The organism is Clostridium sp. BJN0013 (assembly GCF_040939125.1).
In the GTDB taxonomy this organism is placed as follows: Bacteria; Bacillota; Clostridia; order Clostridiales; family Clostridiaceae; genus Clostridium_B.
On the sequence record NZ_CP162495.1, the window covers coordinates 442988 to 459949 of the forward strand.

The following is a 16962-nucleotide window of genomic DNA, read 5'->3' on the forward strand; positions in this document are numbered from 1 at the left end:
GTTGAAAGTTCTATTATATAGGTAAAACATGAAAAAGGAGGCTCACATAATGGAGTTTTTAAAAACAGAAGATTTATGCAAGGTCTACGGTAGGGGCGAAAATCAGGTTACCGCGCTTGACCATGTTTCGCTTACAATCGAAAAAGGGGAGTTTACCGCAATCATCGGCTCCTCCGGCTCCGGCAAATCCACATTGCTTCACATCATCGCCGGTGTGGATGTGCCGACAAGCGGAAAGGTATATTTGGATGGGCAGGATGTATATGCCCAAAGCAATGAAAAACTCGCCATTTTCCGCAGGCGGCAGGTTGGGTTGATTTACCAGTTTCACAACCTCATTCCCACTCTGAATGTGGTGGAAAACATCACCTTGCCTATACTGATGGACAAACGGAAGGTCAACGAGGAACGGCTGAATGATTTGTTGGATTTGCTTGGGCTAAAAGACCGCAAAACGCATTTACCCAATCAGCTTTCGGGCGGACAGCAACAGCGCGTTTCCATAGGACGCGCTTTGATGAACGCCCCGGCAGTCATGCTTGCCGACGAACCCACGGGCAATTTGGACAGCCAAAATGGACATGAAATCATCAAGCTGCTGAAAGAAAGCAATAAAAAATACAGTCAGACCCTTATCGTCGTCACGCATGACGAAAATATCGCCCTGCAAGCAGACCGCATTATCGGCATAGCAGACGGCAAAGTAGTGCGAGACGAGAGGGTGAGACCATGAACATTTTCAACAAAGTTACCCTGCAAGGCATGAAAAAGAGCCGCACACGAACGATTGTAACGATTATCGGAGTTGTTCTGTCCGCCGCCATGATTACGGCAGTCGCCACCTTTGGCATTTCCCTGTTGAACTATATGGCAAACGGCGCGGCTCAGAAATACGGCGATTGGCAAGTTGAGTTTTTGGACGTCCCTTCTTCTTTCGTACAGGAACGAACCCACGACGAGGGAGTCGCTAACACCGCGGCATTTGAAAATATCGGCTACGCAAAACTTGACGGCGGGAAAAACCCGGACAAGCCGTATCTTTTTATAGCTGGATTCAGCAAGGAAGCCTTTGATACCTTGCCCATCAACCTGATTTCTGGCAGGCTGCCTGAAAACAGCGGGGAGATTCTTGTCTCGGGGAGCGTCGCAGCAAACGGCGGCGTTAAATTCGCGGTGGGCGACACGCTTTCACTTGTTGTCGGAAGCCGCATGGAGGTCAACAAAAATCTCGGTCAACACGACCCTTACATTTTCGGGAAAGAAACTCTTGTGCCACAAGACGAGAAAACCTACACGGTTGTCGGTATCTGCCAAAGACCCGGCTTTGAGGAATTTTCTGCGCCGGGATACACATTGATAACCAAAGCGGATGCACAAGACAAAGTGGACAACTTAAGCCTATTTGTCACGCTGAAAAATCCGCGCCAGGTTCGCGCTTACGCAAGCAGCACAGCCGGAAATTATAGCTATGTCTTTAACGATAATGTGCTGCGTTTCATGGGTCTTTCGGACGATAATTTGTTCAACACGCTTCTGTACGCGGTTGGCGGCATTGTGGTCGCCATCATCATGGTAGGCTCGATTTTTCTGATTTATAATTCGTTCAACATATCGCTGAATGAACGCACACACCAGTTCGGGATTCTCTCGTCGGTGGGAGCTACAGCGAGGCAGCTGCGAAATTCGGTGCTGTTTGAAGGACTTTGTATCGGTGCGGTCGGCATACCGATTGGCGTTATCGTTGGCATAGGTAGCATCGGGCTTGTGATTTCCGTTGTCGCCAGGAATTTTAGGAACATTCTCTACAGCAACGTCCCTTTAACCTTGACGGTGTCTATCCCCGCGATTATCGGCGCGGCGGCGGTCAGCATGGTTACGATTCTGATTTCGGCCTATGTCCCAGCTCGAAAGGCCGCAAGCACTCCTGTGATGGAGAGTATTCGCCAGACGAACGAGGTCAAAGTTGAATCCAAAGCCGTGAAAACGTCAAAACTGGCGCAGCGTATTTACGGTTTGGAGGGAACTCTTGCGCTAAAGAACTTTAAGAGAAACAAGAAACGTTATCGCAGCATTGTGCTGTCACTTGTTTTAAGCGTAGTGCTGTTTATATCGACCAGTTCTTTTGTAACGGATTTGAAACAGGAGTCGGAGCGGGTAACATCATTTACTACCTATGACATCGGTTTTTCCACACAGAATATGGACGACAGCGAAATGCTGCAGCTTTACGACAAACTTAAAACCGCCGACGGGGTTTATGAAAGCTCGTATCAAGCTCTTATGATGTATTCATGCGCTGCCAAAGCAAGCGATCTTTCAGACGCTTACTGGGAAAGTCAGAGTTCCCATTCGCCGGACGAGACGGTTAATCTTCCAATGGACATCCAGTTTCTTAATGACAGCACCTATCTGAATATTGTCCAGGGACTGGGCTTGCCTGCAGAGGAATATACCGGGCAAAATGCGAAACTGATTGCCGTTGCCAAAATGGAAGGCCAGGCCAATCAGATGGCGGAGGTTGACCAGCTTAGTGATATGTTCACGAGATCTTCCCTGAATTTTAACATCGCTCCCAAAACAAATGGTGAGCCGAAAACGGAACAGGAGAAAAACGTAAGCATTACGTTTGTCAATACCGTGCCGCCTGATACACTCCCGATCATAGGAAACTCCGAGCAGAAGCCATACTTTTTTAGGGTGATGGCCCCTTATTCGCTCAAGGAGAAGTTTGAAACCCCCGATAGCCCTATGGATATTAAGGTCAAGGGCTTGACTTTTCGGTCAAGGAATCCTTCGCAGTCGGCGGCTGAAATGAAAACGATGATTCAGGGTGCAGGAGTTACAGCCACGTACAACCTGTACAATAGCTATGACATGATGGATGAGAACCGCAATTACATCTTCATTGCCAACGTGTTCGCGTATACTTTTATCATTATGATTTCGCTGATTGCGGTTGCCAATGTGTTCAACACGATTTCCACGAATATCAAACTGCGCCGGCGGGAGCTTGCCATGCTTCGCTCTGTAGGGATGTCCGACCGCGATTTTAATAAAATGATGCGCTTTGAGTGTGCCTTTTATGGCATGAGGGCCCTGCTTGTCGGGCTTCCCATAGCGGCAGTCTCATCCTGGCTGATCTACAAAGGAATGTTCATCGGCGGAGCGGATGGTATCAATTTTGTGTTGCCGTGGGCCAGTATCGGAATCAGCGTGTTCAGTGTGCTCTTTGTGGTGTTCATTACAATGCTGTATGCCATTAGCAAGATAAAAAAAGAAAATATCATTGACGCACTTCGGGATGATATGACTTGATTCAAAACCGATATTAACTTGATATAAAATCAAAAAATATCTAGTCAAGTGATTCGCAATCGTCCCGAAAAGCGCTTTAGACCTTGAAAATACAGAATCTATCCTACACAAGTAATGTAAATTACAAAGGAGTGCTACCCTGCGGTAATAAAAAAAACGCCGTTGTGGCAGATGATGTTTTGCGGCCAAAATGTGGCCATGCGGCGGTTTTGAAATAACAATCAAAACCGCCATTTTCCTTTTTCAAAATTGGAAATTCGGATGGTGTATTAAAGTTACCCATTTTTTAGGACATGTGGAGACCTAACCTACGGACAGCTAATAACCATATAAATGGGAATTAAAATTTGTATAGAAATATTCTGAAAATAATAAAAAGCACCAATTCATAGTATAAAATTGATTTGCAGCACAATTTTACTAGAAAAGATGGCTTATTATGATCAATGATCAAGAATATATTACTACAGAATTAAAAAAAATACTAGAAAAAATGATAATTTTATCATCATACCGTTTAAATAACTTAATAGCTATAGTTGTAGGAATAATAGTTTCACAGTCAGTTATATTATCCAAAATATCTCAAGAGCTGAAGGATTCCTATTCTTCAGGTACAGAAGAAAGTAAAATTAAAAGATTGAGAAGATTTTTAACTAACAAGGCTATTAATTGTGAGAAAATATATGAATTCTTCGCATATAGGTTACTACAAAAGTATAAAAGTCATTCAAAGAAAATATATATAATTTTTGATCACACAACTATTATAGATAAATTTGTTATATTACAGTTTTCTTTAAAAGTGGGAAGAAGGGCAGTTCCCCTGTGGTATAAGATGTTCTTATATAAAGATGAGGGAAGTAAAGATTTCAAGTATATTAAACAAGGACTTAATTTTATACATAAAATAGTAGTTCCCTATAATTTTGATGTTACAATTTTAGCAGACAGGGGATTTAAAAGTGTCGATTTGTTTAAGTTTATAGATAAAACTTTAAAATTCAAGTATTGTATCAGGTGTACAAAAAATTTAAAAATATCAATATGCGGTAAACCAAATATAAAAAAGCTGGGAAATATAATACCTTTAAAGGGAAAGACAAGACACTTTTACAATGTAAAATTAACATCTAAAAAATATATATGCAATCTGGCAGTCTGCAGGGCAGAAAGTTCTGATGATACCTGGTTCATAGCAAATAATTTAGAACAGACCTTTTCAATTAGAGAATATAAAAAAAGATTTGATATAGAAGAAATGTTTAAAGATTTTAAATCTGGTGGGTTCAATTTAGAAGGTACCTGGACACATAATATCCAGTATGCAAGAACCTTATATTTATGCATTTGTATAGCTTACTGCTGGATGATAACCCTTGGAACATCTTGTACAAAAGATAAGAAAAATAAACTTATTGGGGCTACAAAAACATTGAGAGACAAACAGGTAAGAATCTACAGCTTATTTAGGGCTGGAGTTAAATGGTTCAAAAGATGTTATTATTCTTTAAGAAATACCTATTATTTAAAAATTGCTTTTACATTATATGAATATTAGTTCCTTTTATTTACATTGACATAAAACACTGTTATAAGTATAAATTTATACTTACATTTTAATCAATTTATTCAATAATAATCAATTAGGAATATGATTAAATCCTTGAGTATAAACATCAACATCAATCATTATACTTTAATGGAATTTTATATAAATTTACTGTCCGTAGGTCAGATGTGGAGACGGTAGTTAAGCTTAAAAGTAAAGACAGCTAGAGGCATTGGTATAGCTGCAATTAGTAAATGGTAAGAACTGTATATATTTAGTGATACGGGGGTAGGAAACAGCAAGTATAATACCCCTTGCTGTAGATTTGTATTTTACACGCTCTCAAATATCAGTTATTATTTCAAATTAATTTAACCACTAGAATGAAAAAAGGATAAAAGAATGTGAGAAATATATCTAACATTCTTTTATCCTTTGTTTTTGATATAAAATAAGAAATGGAGAAGCCACCGATCAAAGTTACTTCTCCAAATCTGAATAGAACTATAAAGATAGTTCAAACCAATAATATTATGATAATAGATTTTACAGTAAATTTCAATAATTATGATGATAGGATTTTAAAAAATTATTCAATTATTATTTATACTTGTCCAAAGTGTGGTGCAAAACATTCCTTAACTAGACATGGCTGCTACGAAAGAAATGTCTTCCTTATTGATGAATTTGACAATATACAAGATAGAAAGATGCTTATTTTAAGGGTTAAATGCTCTTCATGTAGGAGCACTCACGCTATTTTGCCCAATGATATTATACCTTATTGTATTTATTCTTTTTCATTTATTTTAAAGGTTCTAACAGCATATTATTCTAAGCAGCATAAAGTTAAGGAAATAAGTTCGAATTTCTCTATTTCTTTTCAAGTCATTTATGTGTTTATATCAAAACTTTCATCATTTCTTAATTCTTGTAAATCTGTTTTAAGAAGCCTAAGCTCCTCCATGGCTTCTACTCTAAATGCGATAGTAGCCTCAATTGCCAACTATCAATTGAATGGGAACTTTTTATACCAATATTTCTTTAACTCTCAGTGGATATTTCTAATGCTTAAGTTTCAAAATGTTTTACCTCGTGCAATTTATATTGGGGGCTTCTACTGAGTACTTTTTCCAACCCACATAACTCTTGAATAGAATTTGATAGCTTGTCCTGGTAATATCAAATCAAATATATTTTAAGGAGGTTTTTCATTGTGAAAGATAAAGAAAAACAAGCCATAGCTCTTTTTAGATTCTCTTTAATAGCTCCTTTAGTAAATGAAACTTATGAAGCTGCTTCTAAAAATCAATTTTTTAGAGATATTGCGTCTAAAGAACATACTTTACCAAATGGACATAACATTAAAATTTCCTCTGGAACCATAAAAAAGTGGTTTCTAAATTATAAACATGGTGGTTTTGATGCACTTATACCTAAGGCGAGAGCCGATGTAGGACAACCTAGAAATATTGATGCTAATGCTATTGCAAAAATTCATGAATTAAAAGAAAGATTACCCTATATAACAGGAAGCTTAGTTTATCAAAAGCTTATTGAAGAAGGATATGTTAAAGAGAGTAAAACTTCTTTAGCAACAGTTTTAAGATACATAAGGGAAAATAACTTGAAAAGAAGCCAATTAGCTCCTGTAGATAGAAAAGCTTATGAAATGGAGTTTGCAAACGATTGTTGGCAGTCAGACACTTCCTATGGCCCTATTATTAAGGTTACTGGACAACAAAAGAAGAAAACTTTCTTGATAAGCTTTATCGATGATGCCTCCCGGCTAATACTTCATGGTGAATTTTTTTTCAAGACAATGCGGTGAATATGCAGACTGTATTTAAAAAAGCTGTTTCAAAATATGGAATTCCTAAAAGACTATTTGTAGATAATGGAGGAACCTATAAAAATGATCAGTTACAGCTAATTTGTACTTCTTTAGGAATTGAGTTAATTCATACAAAGGCTTACAGTCCAGAGTCAAAAGGTAAAATAGAAAGGTCCTTTAGAACTATAAAAGATAACTGGATGAATGGCATCAATTGGAATGATTACACTTCGTTAGAAGCCTTAAATATAGATTTCAATAAATACTTAAATGAGAAATATATCAATTGTATTCACTCCTCTTTAAGTATAACCCCTAGAGAAAGATATATTCAAGATATGGATAAAATGAAATTTATGCCACATGAAGAATTAGATAACCATTTTCTACATCGAGTAAGTAGAAAGGTTAGTAATGACGCTACAATTAAATTAAATTGTCTTCAATTTGAAGTTCCTGCAAAGTATATAGGGCAAAGAATTAATTTAAGGTACTCACCTATAGATTTAAATAAGGCATTCATTTTTGACAAAGACAATAATATATGCGATACAGTTTATCCATTAAAAAAGGTTGATAATTCAAAGATTAAGAGAAATGTTATAGATTATTCTAAAGTCAATGGAGGAGAATAAAATGTATAAAGCTTATTGGGGAATGGAGTTTAATCCCTTTGAGAAAGGCTTAAGCGAAAAAAACTTTTTTCAATCTCAAGATTTTTCACAGGCAATGTCACGATTAGAGCATCTTAAAAATATTAAAGGAATAGGACTATTTACAGGTCAGTCAGGTATAGGAAAGACCTATACTTTACGATGTTTTACAAATTCATTGAACTCAAATTTATACAAAGTTATTTATCTAACACTATCTACTGTTACAGTATTGGAATTTTATAAATCCCTCGCCTACGGCTTAGGTGTAGAAATCTATTCAAAGAAAATAGATCTGTTTAAAGCAATCCAGGAAAGAATTATTTCATTATGTAGGGATAAAAAAATCACACCTGTAATTATTGTAGATGAGGCACAATACTTGAAAATAGAGGTTTTAAATGACCTTAAATTACTATTGAATTTTGATATGGACTCTAGAAATTATGCTGTGCTAATACTTTGCGGACAACCTCTTTTAAACAACATACTTTCAAAACAAATCCATGAAGCCTTAAAACAAAGAATTGTAATTAACTATAACTATGAAGGAATATCCAAAGAAGAAGTTATTGAGTATATTTCTTCAAGGCTAAAGCTTTGTGGAGTGTTCACTGAAATATTTAACGATAACGCTTTAGAAGCTGTAAATTCTTGTTGTAATGGTTCTACAAGAATACTAAATTTTCTTATTGAAAAATGTTTAATGATAGGCTATCAAAAAACTTAAAAGTTATTGATACAGAAACAGTAATGTTAGCGCAAAATGAGATAAATCTTATTTAATTGAGGAATTTGTAAATAAAGTACCTTTGTTTCCATAATAGATATATTAAACTTTGAAGAAATACACAATTTATTAGAGCAGTTATCTGCTCTTTTTCTTATATAGGTTAAATTTGCTTGCAAAAGTTGGTTAATTTATTGTGATTAAAGGATATTCTATTGTGAAAATCTATATTGCGCCAGGATAAAATAGTTTGAAAAAAGTAGGAGAAAACAAAGTGTAAATCAACACCTTGCCTCCATCAAATAAGAACTAAAATTTTGATACAATAAAAAGTCACTGAAATCAGTGGCTTTCAGCGTTTTTTGTTGAAATTAATATGTTGGTTAGGCTAAATTATTTCATTTAAGTTAATACTTAATAGTAAAAATGCACTAGAGGTGTGTAAAAGAGTGCAAGGTATGTTCACTTTTTAGCGGAAGTAATTAGTGAAAAAATAATTAAAGTGTAATTTTTTTAAATTACACTTTTAATAGTTGCAATAAAATTCCTTTTGTGCTATGATCACATCATAGTAAATAAAGTTAATTTTAGAAAGGCACAATATTTTATGAAAAAGTTGAGTGAATTAGTTAGATTAGTAAGTGGATCACCTCAGTTTAGAATTACTGAAGTGTTTGATGAGAAAACACCGCTTTTTACTTATTATAGTCAAACAGATTTAACAGATGATTTGGTAGGTATTATTTCAAACGATGTGGACAATAAACAAGTCAGAACCAATGATAAAGTAAATACCTTATACGATGGTGATGTGGTGTTTAGTTTAATCACGGGAATTGCAACAATGGTAAGAAAAGAGCACCAGGGATACCTTTATACGCAAAACTACGTTAAATTATTGCCTGGCAAAAACATTGATTCAAAGTTTTTGGTTTATCTCATTAATGAAAACAAAACAATCAAAAAACAGTTTATGCTAGGACTGCAAGGTTCACAAGTTTTAAAGTATACTCTCAAGCAACTTAAAGAGCTTGAAATACCTAAAATACCTTCCATGGATAAGCAAAAAATTATAGGACAAGTCTATTTTAATCAGTTAAGGCTGCAAACCCTTAGGAATAGGGCAGCAGAACTTGAAACAAAAATCATATTATCCAAGTTAGAGGAGGCAGGTGAGAAATGAATGAAGAGCAATTTGAAACTGAATTAATACAATATATTACCAGTGGAACCATAACTAAACCTGAACACCTGGAAGGAATCAGCGGCTTTAAGGTTAGTGAAAAATCTGCTGATTACTGTGTGAAAACAAAGCTGTGGAAGTATGAACCAAAAATTAAAAATACAGACCAGCTTTGGGATAACTTCAAAGAGATTCTTGAGCAACACAATCAAAATACACTTGATCATCCACTAAGTACTGTGGAATTTAATCAAGTTAAAAAGATTATATCTGGTATTCAAACACCATATGAAGCTGGACAATTTTTATATGGACTTAATGGTGTATCGCAAATCGAAATTGATTTAGATGACGGTCGTCATGTGTTTTTAACGGTTTTCGATCAAAAACAAATTGGTGCTGGAGATACAGTGTATCAAGTAGTTAATCAAATTGAACGCCCTGCAATCATAAGTGGAAAACAAAATCGTCGTTTTGATACGACACTTCTCATTAATGGGTTGCCTATCATACAAATTGAAGAAAAACGTGATACACATGATGTCAATGAAGCGCTAAATCAAATGCATCAATACTCTGAGGAAAACCAATATCAGGATATTTTTTCAACTTTACAAATATTGGTGGCGATTACGCCAAATAACGTGAAGTATATGGCCAATACCACGCCGGATAAGTTTAATAAGGATTTTGCTTTTAACTGGCAGCGTAAAAGTGATAATACGATTGTGCGTAATTGGAAAGAGTTTGCTGATTCAATGTTAAGTATTCCAATGGCACATCAAATGGCTACTAATTATATGATTTTGGATGGCACGAAAAACAAAGAAATGTTAAAGGTGATGCGTCCATATCAAGTATATGCTACTCAGAATGTAATTGAAAATTTAAAGCAAGTTGATTTTGAACTTGGCACAAATAAAGTAGGCTATGTTTGGCATACCACAGGTTCAGGCAAAACCATAACCAGTTTTAAAACAGCATGGCTTGCAAGTCGCATGCCAAAAATTGATAAAGTTGTATTTTTAGTAGATAGAATTGCTTTAACAGATCAGACAAATGAAAATTATAGGGCCTATGATCCAGATGCTGGCGAAGATGTTAGTGGCAGTGTTCAAGATACTAATAATACTAATGATTTGAGCCGTAAGTTAAAGAGTAAAGATAATAGTATTATTGTTACTTCTGTTCAAAAGCTTGATACCTTAGTGAAACGTAAATCTTTTAAAGCACCTGAAAAAAATATTGTATTTATCGTGGATGAGGCACATCGTTCAACTGGTGGTGAAAGTTTTGCAAAGATACAAAAGGCTTTTAAAAGATCTGCTTGGATTGGTTATACAGGGACACCGATGTTTGATGAAACTACTAGTGGTTTAAGAACAGAAGATATTTTTGGACCATTGTTACATGCTTATACTATCCGTGAAGCAATTGCGGATAGAAATGTTCTAGGCTTTAAAGTAGATTTTGAAACAACCATTGATGAAGAACAAATGAAATTAAAATATCTGCCAAATTTCTATAGAGAACGCTATCCTAAGTGGAGTGAAGAACAGATCCAAGAAAAGATTAATAATCTAAGTCAAGAAGATATGGATGATGCGATTGAACCAAGTTTTTATGATGAAAATTCAGATCATATCAAGTTGGTAGTTGAAGATATTTTCAAGAACTGGCGAAATCGTTCAAACGAAGGGAAGTACAATGCTCTCTTTACTACTCATGTTGGTGGTGGGAAAGCGAGTACTCCAATGGCAATGATGTATTTCAATGAGTTTCAACGAGTAAATGATGAAAATAAGAAGAATGGTGGACAAACATTAAAAGTAGCAGTTACATTTAGCCAAAACTCATCCAATAATGATAGTATGCTTGCCACCAATCAAGGTTTACATGATGCTATTAAGGCCTATAACAAAGAATTTGGTACAAGCTTTGGTATGGAGGATGTAGCAGGATATACACAAGATGTTACCAGTCGTTTAAATAAAACTGCTACAGACAAGAATTTTTTAGATATTGTGATTGTGGTAGATCAACTATTGACTGGATTTGATGCACCAGAACTTAATACTCTTTATGTAGATAGAACACTTAAAGGGGCTGGACTTATTCAAGCTTATTCAAGAACAAATCGTATTGCTGATATGCAAGAAAAACCTTGGGGGCGTATTGTAAATTATCGTTGGCCTGCTCAAAATGAGAAGTTGATGAATGAAGCTCTCGCAATTTATGCTAATAAAGATTCCGCAATTTTATCAGAAAATGAGCAACGTAAATCTAACCAAAAAGATGGTATTATCGCTAAATCTTTTAAAGATGTATTTAATGAAGTTAAAGAGGTTGTTGAGAAATTAGACAGCTTAACTAATGAATTTCAACAATTACCGCCTTCTGAGAAGCAAAAAGAATATATGCTTGATTTGTTGCGTGATTATAATGCTGGCATGGCTAAATTAAAACAATATACCCCTGAAGAAGTTGATGGAAATACAGTAGGTTTCAATTACGACAATCCTGATGAGTTAGTTGAAAAATTAGGCATGACTAGTGAACAAGAAGTTATGCTTACTACAGTTTTAACCAATGAGCTTAAACAACATATATCAAAAGAAAAGAAAATTCCTTTTTATCAAATTGAGTTAAGAATGACCCATGTGAAGGATGTGAAAATAGATTATGATTATTTAACTGAATTGGTGGAACAATTATTAAACCAGGTGCACGAGGGCAAGAGCCAGGAAGCACAAGCTACGAAAGAGAAAATCGATCAATTTGCCACTGGTTTGGAAGACAGAAATTACGCTGCGAAGGTTATGAATGCAGCAACTGCTATTATCAAAGGGCATTTTCCGCCGGAAGGTTCTAATCTTAAATATCCAGTAAAATTGAGGGATAGTGAACAAATTATTCAAGCGGCTAACAATGTCAGCCTTGATAGAATGTTCCTGGATTTTCGGGTGAAGTGGGGAATTACAGATATTATCACAAGTGCTCAGATGCGTGAATTATTTAGTAGTCATCGTTATGGCGTGCAAGATTTAGATGATACTGGTCAAATTCGAGATATAATTGCTAAAGCAAGTGTGAATTATAAGATTTTGGCACATAACCAAGATATACAATCTTTGTCTAAAATCAAGTACCGTAATGGTTTGCGTGAAGCAATTTATGAATTAGCCGATGAGCAGGCAGAAAGTTAATTTATATCTAATAACACTTTAAAATTAAAGCATTTAATAAGATGCTTAAGAATAGTAAAATTAATTATTGAACTGTAGACTATCAATTGACAGTTAAGATAGGAGATAAAATGGATAAAAATAAAGCTAATGTACCTAAAATAAGGTTTCCAGAATTTACTGACCCTTGGGAACAGCGTAAGTTGGGAGAGATTTCAGATAAAGTAACTGAAAAGAATACGGGAAATTTTTATGATGAAACTCTTACTAATTCAGCAGAGTTTGGTATTGTCACTCAAAGAGATTTTTTTGACAAAGATATTTCCAATGCAAAGAACTTAAATGGATATTATGTAGTTCAAAATGATGATTTTGTTTATAATCCACGAATTTCAAACTTTGCACCCGTCGGACCAATAAAAAGGAACAAATTGGCAAGAACAGGCGTAATGTCGCCACTTTACTATGTATTCCGAACACACGATATTGATAAAACCTACTTAGAGCATTATTTCGATACGACTTGCTGGCATAGTTTCATGAAACTAAATGGAGATTCGGGCGCACGTGCCGATCGTTTTGCAATTAAGGATTCTGTGTTTATAGAAATGCCAATCCCATTTCCAAATTTGGAAGAACAGAAAAAAATTGGGAAGTTTTTTGATACAATAACAATCCTTATCACCCTTCATCAGCGTAAGTTAAATCACTTGCAAGATAAGAAGAAAAGTTTGTTACAAAAAATGTTCCCTAAAAATGGCGAAGATTTTCCAGAACTTCGTTTTCCAGGATTTACTGACCCTTGGGAACAGCGTAAGTTAAGTGAGGTAGCTACAATTAAAGCACGAATAGGGTGGCAAGGTCTAACGCAAAAGGAGTTTCTTGATGAAGGTGACTATTACCTTATTACAGGAACAGATTTCGATAATGGACAGATAGATTTTAGTAATTGCCATTATATAAGTAAAGAACGATACAACCAAGATGCAAACATTCAAGTGAAGAATGGTGATGTTTTAATCACAAAGGATGGAACTATCGGAAAAGTTGCCTATATAAGGAATATGGATAAACCAGCAACGCTTAATGCAGGTGTTTTTGTAATTAAAGGAAAGGATAAAAGTTTAAGTGATTTATACCTATATCATTATTTGGCAGCTCCATTTTTGTTGGATTATGCAGATAAACAAGCTACCGGAGGAACGATCAAACATCTCAATCAAAATGTATTGGTCAGCTTTCCTATTCCACTTCCGAAAGTAAAGGAACAAAAGGAAATTGGACAGTTCTTCAGCAAAATTGACAACCTTATCACCCTTCATCAACGTAAGTTAAATCACTTGCAAGAACAAAAGAAATCATTACTACAACAGATGTTTATATAAACAGAGTTCTTGGTTTCAGGTGGAGTTTTTTTCTCCATCTGAAACTTAGAAATCGTTATCCAGGGACGTAGCAGCCGTTATCCCCCACTTTATAAGAAAAGTAGAGAACCAAAATTTTCAATTTTGTGTGAATCACTTTCACAGAGTACGATGGGGGTATTACGGCTGGTAGCCATCGGATAAAATAATTTGAAAAGAGAAAGGAAATAAAAATAATGAGTAATAATCTACAAACAATTACTAGTAAACTTTGGGCTATGGCAAATGAACTGCGTGGCACAATGGATGCGTCAGAGTACAAAAACTATATCTTGGCATTTATGTTTTATCGATACCTTTCGGAACATCAAGAGCAGTATTTAGTGGGAAATAATGTTATTGATGTTGCAGAGGGAGAATCTATCAATGATGCTTACCTAAAACAAGCGGTAGGTGCAGATTTAGATGACTATTTACAAGATATTTCATCAAGTTTGGGGTATGCAATTGCGCCGAATGATACATGGGAGTCTTTGATTAATAAAATTAATGATGCACAAGTTATTCCTAGTGACTACCAAACTATTTTTGATAACTTTAATAAAAATGCAGAATTAAATAAAGAAGCAGTTAAAGATTTTCGTGGTATTTTCAACGATATTAACTTGGGAGATTCACGTCTTGGAAGTTCTACAAATGAACGTGCAAAATCACTTAACAATATAGTTAAGTTAGTTGATGGAATTGAATACAAGGGAGATGATGGAAAAGATATTCTAGGTGAAATCTATGAATATTTAATTGGTAAATTTGCTGCAAGTGCTGGTAAAAAAGGTGGAGAATTCTATACACCTCATCAAGTAAGTAAGATTTTAGCTAAAGTGGTCACTAACGGTGTAGAAAAATCAGATGAATTCTTCAATGTATATGACCCAACAATGGGATCAGGTTCCTTACTACTTACTGTTGGACAAGAATTGCCTAATGGTACTCCTATGAAATATTTTGGTCAAGAGTTGAATACAACAACGTATAACTTGGCCCGTATGAACTTGATGATGCACAATGTGTCTTATAACAATATGACACTAAATAATGCTGATACTTTGGAAAGCGATTGGCCAGATGGACCAGACGGAAAAGGGATTGACCACCCACGTAGTTTTGATGCAGTGGTTGCAAATCCACCATATTCTGCAAAATGGGATAATGATAAAACTAAGTTAAAGGACCCACGTTTTAGCGATTATGGAAAATTAGCACCAGCCTCAAAAGCAGATTATGCTTTTATATTGCACAGTATATATCATTTAAACAACACTGGCACAATGGCTATTGTTTTGCCTCACGGTGTGTTATTTCGTGGTGCAGCAGAAGGCAAAATACGTCAAACTCTGATTGAAAAAAATTATCTTGATACGGTTATTGGTCTACCAGCTAACTTATTTTATGGAACAAGTATACCGACAATTATTTTAGTATTTAAAAAGAATCGTAAAACGAAAGACATATTATTTATTGATGCAAGCAATGATTTTGAAAAGGGTAAGAATCAAAATAACTTAAATAATGAAAATATAGATAAAATCATCAATACATTTAAAGAACGTAAAGATGTTGATAAATATGCTCATGTGGCATCAATTGAGGAAATCAAGGAAAATGAGTTTAACTTGAATATTCCACGTTATGTTGACACTTTTGAAGAAGAAGCTCTAATTGATTTGGAAGAAGTAAATAAGCAGTTAGAACAAGATAATAAGGAAATTGCAGAACTTGAAGCAGAGATTAATGAACAATTGAAGATTTTAGGTGTAAAAATTTAGATTTGTTGGTGGTGGGAAGGTGAGATTTTCACTTTTCTACATTTGCTTGGGAACAGCGTAAGTTGGAGGATGTAGTAGATTTTCTTGGTGAGCAAAGGAAACCATTGGAGGCTGGGACGCGTGAATCTGGTTCGTATCCTTACTATGGAGCATCAGGAATTATTGATTATGTGAAAGATTATATATTTGATGAAGAACTGATTTTATTGAGTAAAGACGGTGCGAATATTATAGACAGGAATTATCGTGTATGTTTCTTAGCGTGTGGTAGATATTGGGTAAATAATCATGCACATGTTTTAAAAGCAAAAAAAATTATAGCAATGGATTTATTTGTGAGGCATTAGAAAGACTTAACTATGAAAAATACAATACAGGAACAGCGCAACCTAAATTGAATCAAGAAGTATGCCAGAATATCAATATTATGGTTCCTGGGTTAGATGAACAAGAGAAAATATTTTATGTAGAATAATCGAAATATAGAGTATAATATATATAAGAATTTGCATTATTTAGTTAGGGGTGTGAAGTAAATTGGGTGCTGAAAAAGTAAAAATAGATTTGAATTTATCTAAGGATTTAATACCACTTATAGAAGATCTAGGACTTTCAAAATCTTTAAATGATAATATAACTATATCAATAGCAATTGCACTATTTACAAGTAAGTCTGTGTCATTAGCTCGTGCAGCTGAGATAGCAGAAATGAACCTTGTAGATTTTATGGATTTACTTAAAAATAAAAATATACCTTGGAATGAATATACAGAAGATGAATTTCGTCTTGATCAAATTGCACTAAGAGATTTAAAAGATGAATTAGGAGCTAACAAAAATGACTAAAGTTGTATGTAATTCAAGCCCAGTCATAGGGCTAAGTATTATTAAAAAGTTAGATTTGCTAAGGTACTGTGAAAAGCACCAGAAGCAAGTGGACAGGAAATACAGCAGGATGAACAGACCCTTTAAACACTTATATAACACCAGCAGGTGGAAGAAGCTGAGAAAACAATTCTTACAGGAACATCCCATTTGTGTAAAGTGTAAAGCTAAAGGTGTTATTAAAGCTGCAGCTGTTGTGGATCATGTTCGGGCACATAAAGGTAATGAAAGGCTCTTCTGGGACGAGAGCAACTGGCAGCCCTTATGTAAATCCTGTCATGATAGGAAAACTGCCAGGGAGGATGGCAGCCTACTGCAGGGTAAGTGTGCGTCCGTAAATAGCCTTAATATATAGGTTATGCGGGCTTGTTAAGAATACTACCTTTAGCAAGTAGTAGGTAAAAGTATTGGAGCAAGTAAAACTTGCAACCTATC

Annotated in this window: 14 protein-coding genes and 2 pseudogenes; all 16 read left to right on the forward strand. The window is 35.2% G+C overall.

What is annotated here, in order from left to right; genetic code table 11:
* Positions 1–49 precede the first annotated feature (49 nt).
* The 16 genes and pseudogenes from AB3K27_RS02385 (at position 50) to AB3K27_RS02460 (ending at position 16882) form a co-directional block, all read left to right on the forward strand.
* The gene (locus AB3K27_RS02385; RefSeq protein ID WP_368489663.1) at positions 50–733 is read left to right on the forward strand and encodes an ABC transporter ATP-binding protein; all 684 of its coding nucleotides are present in this window, start codon (positions 50–52) and stop codon (positions 731–733) included.
* On the forward strand, positions 730–3315 hold the full coding sequence (locus AB3K27_RS02390) for an ABC transporter permease (protein WP_368489664.1): 2586 nt from the start codon (positions 730–732) through the stop codon (positions 3313–3315). The genes AB3K27_RS02385 and AB3K27_RS02390 overlap by 4 nt, the downstream gene beginning before the upstream one ends.
* 83 nt (positions 3316–3398) lie before the next feature.
* Complete coding sequence (locus AB3K27_RS02395; RefSeq protein ID WP_368489665.1) at positions 3399–3533, forward strand: hypothetical protein; 135 nt, start codon at positions 3399–3401, stop codon at positions 3531–3533.
* Positions 3534–3754: 221 nt separating this feature from the next.
* On the forward strand, positions 3755–4876 hold the full coding sequence (locus AB3K27_RS02400; protein WP_368488027.1) for a transposase: 1122 nt from the start codon (positions 3755–3757) through the stop codon (positions 4874–4876).
* A gap of 524 nt (positions 4877–5400) precedes the next feature.
* A pseudogene (locus tag AB3K27_RS02405) lies at positions 5401–5697 on the forward strand (DUF6431 domain-containing protein); the annotation flags it as partial.
* 386 nt (positions 5698–6083) lie between these two features.
* Positions 6084–6698: a hypothetical protein gene (locus AB3K27_RS02410; RefSeq protein WP_368489666.1), complete on the forward strand. Its 615-nt coding sequence runs from the start codon at positions 6084–6086 to the stop codon at positions 6696–6698.
* Positions 6699–6700: 2 nt separating this feature from the next.
* Entirely contained in the window at positions 6701–7336 is a 636-nt protein-coding gene (locus tag AB3K27_RS02415) for a Mu transposase C-terminal domain-containing protein (RefSeq protein WP_368491150.1), read from the forward strand.
* 1 nt (position 7337) lies between these two features.
* Positions 7338–8084: an ExeA family protein gene (locus tag AB3K27_RS02420; protein ID WP_368489667.1), complete on the forward strand. Its 747-nt coding sequence runs from the start codon at positions 7338–7340 to the stop codon at positions 8082–8084.
* A gap of 607 nt (positions 8085–8691) precedes the next feature.
* Complete coding sequence (locus tag AB3K27_RS02425) at positions 8692–9267, forward strand: restriction endonuclease subunit S (RefSeq protein ID WP_368489668.1); 576 nt, start codon at positions 8692–8694, stop codon at positions 9265–9267.
* Complete coding sequence (locus tag AB3K27_RS02430; RefSeq protein WP_368489669.1) at positions 9264–12473, forward strand: type I restriction endonuclease subunit R; 3210 nt, start codon at positions 9264–9266, stop codon at positions 12471–12473. The genes AB3K27_RS02425 and AB3K27_RS02430 overlap by 4 nt, the downstream gene beginning before the upstream one ends.
* A 110-nt stretch (positions 12474–12583) precedes the next feature.
* A complete protein-coding gene (locus AB3K27_RS02435; protein ID WP_368489670.1) occupies positions 12584–13837 on the forward strand; it encodes a restriction endonuclease subunit S in 1254 nt (417 codons plus the stop codon).
* 215 nt (positions 13838–14052) lie between these two features.
* Positions 14053–15642 (forward strand): type I restriction-modification system subunit M, encoded by a 1590-nt coding sequence (locus tag AB3K27_RS02440; protein WP_368489671.1) that lies wholly within the window; start codon positions 14053–14055, stop codon positions 15640–15642.
* A gap of 59 nt (positions 15643–15701) precedes the next feature.
* A pseudogene (locus AB3K27_RS02445) lies at positions 15702–15989 on the forward strand (restriction endonuclease subunit S); the annotation flags it as partial.
* Entirely contained in the window at positions 15974–16117 is a 144-nt protein-coding gene (locus AB3K27_RS02450; protein ID WP_368491151.1) for a restriction endonuclease subunit S, read from the forward strand. The pseudogene AB3K27_RS02445 and the gene AB3K27_RS02450, both read left to right, overlap by 16 nt.
* Before the next feature lie 62 nt (positions 16118–16179).
* The gene (locus AB3K27_RS02455; RefSeq protein WP_368489672.1) at positions 16180–16488 is read left to right on the forward strand and encodes a UPF0175 family protein; all 309 of its coding nucleotides are present in this window, start codon (positions 16180–16182) and stop codon (positions 16486–16488) included.
* Positions 16481–16882 carry an HNH endonuclease gene (locus AB3K27_RS02460; RefSeq protein WP_368489673.1) on the forward strand — a complete coding sequence of 134 codons (402 nt, stop codon included), beginning with the start codon at positions 16481–16483 and terminating at the stop codon, positions 16880–16882. Before AB3K27_RS02455 ends, AB3K27_RS02460 begins: the two co-directional genes overlap by 8 nt.
* Positions 16883–16962 lie beyond the last annotated feature (80 nt).

Bases quoted from the DNA above. Each gene is read 5' to 3' on its own strand.
- AB3K27_RS02385 (WP_368489663.1), top strand. From the start codon at position 50: ATGGAGTTTTTAAAAACAGAAGATTTATGCAAGGTCTACGGTAGGGGC.
- AB3K27_RS02390 (WP_368489664.1), top strand. From the start codon at position 730: ATGAACATTTTCAACAAAGTTACCCTGCAAGGCATGAAAAAGAGCCGC.
- AB3K27_RS02400 (WP_368488027.1), top strand. From the start codon at position 3,755: ATGATCAATGATCAAGAATATATTACTACAGAATTAAAAAAAATACTA.
- AB3K27_RS02415 (WP_368491150.1), top strand. From the start codon at position 6,701: ATGCAGACTGTATTTAAAAAAGCTGTTTCAAAATATGGAATTCCTAAA.
- AB3K27_RS02420 (WP_368489667.1), top strand. From the start codon at position 7,338: ATGTATAAAGCTTATTGGGGAATGGAGTTTAATCCCTTTGAGAAAGGC.
- AB3K27_RS02425 (WP_368489668.1), top strand. From the start codon at position 8,692: ATGAAAAAGTTGAGTGAATTAGTTAGATTAGTAAGTGGATCACCTCAG.
- AB3K27_RS02430 (WP_368489669.1), top strand. From the start codon at position 9,264: ATGAATGAAGAGCAATTTGAAACTGAATTAATACAATATATTACCAGT.
- AB3K27_RS02435 (WP_368489670.1), top strand. From the start codon at position 12,584: ATGGATAAAAATAAAGCTAATGTACCTAAAATAAGGTTTCCAGAATTT.
- AB3K27_RS02440 (WP_368489671.1), top strand. From the start codon at position 14,053: ATGAGTAATAATCTACAAACAATTACTAGTAAACTTTGGGCTATGGCA.
- AB3K27_RS02460 (WP_368489673.1), top strand. From the start codon at position 16,481: ATGACTAAAGTTGTATGTAATTCAAGCCCAGTCATAGGGCTAAGTATT.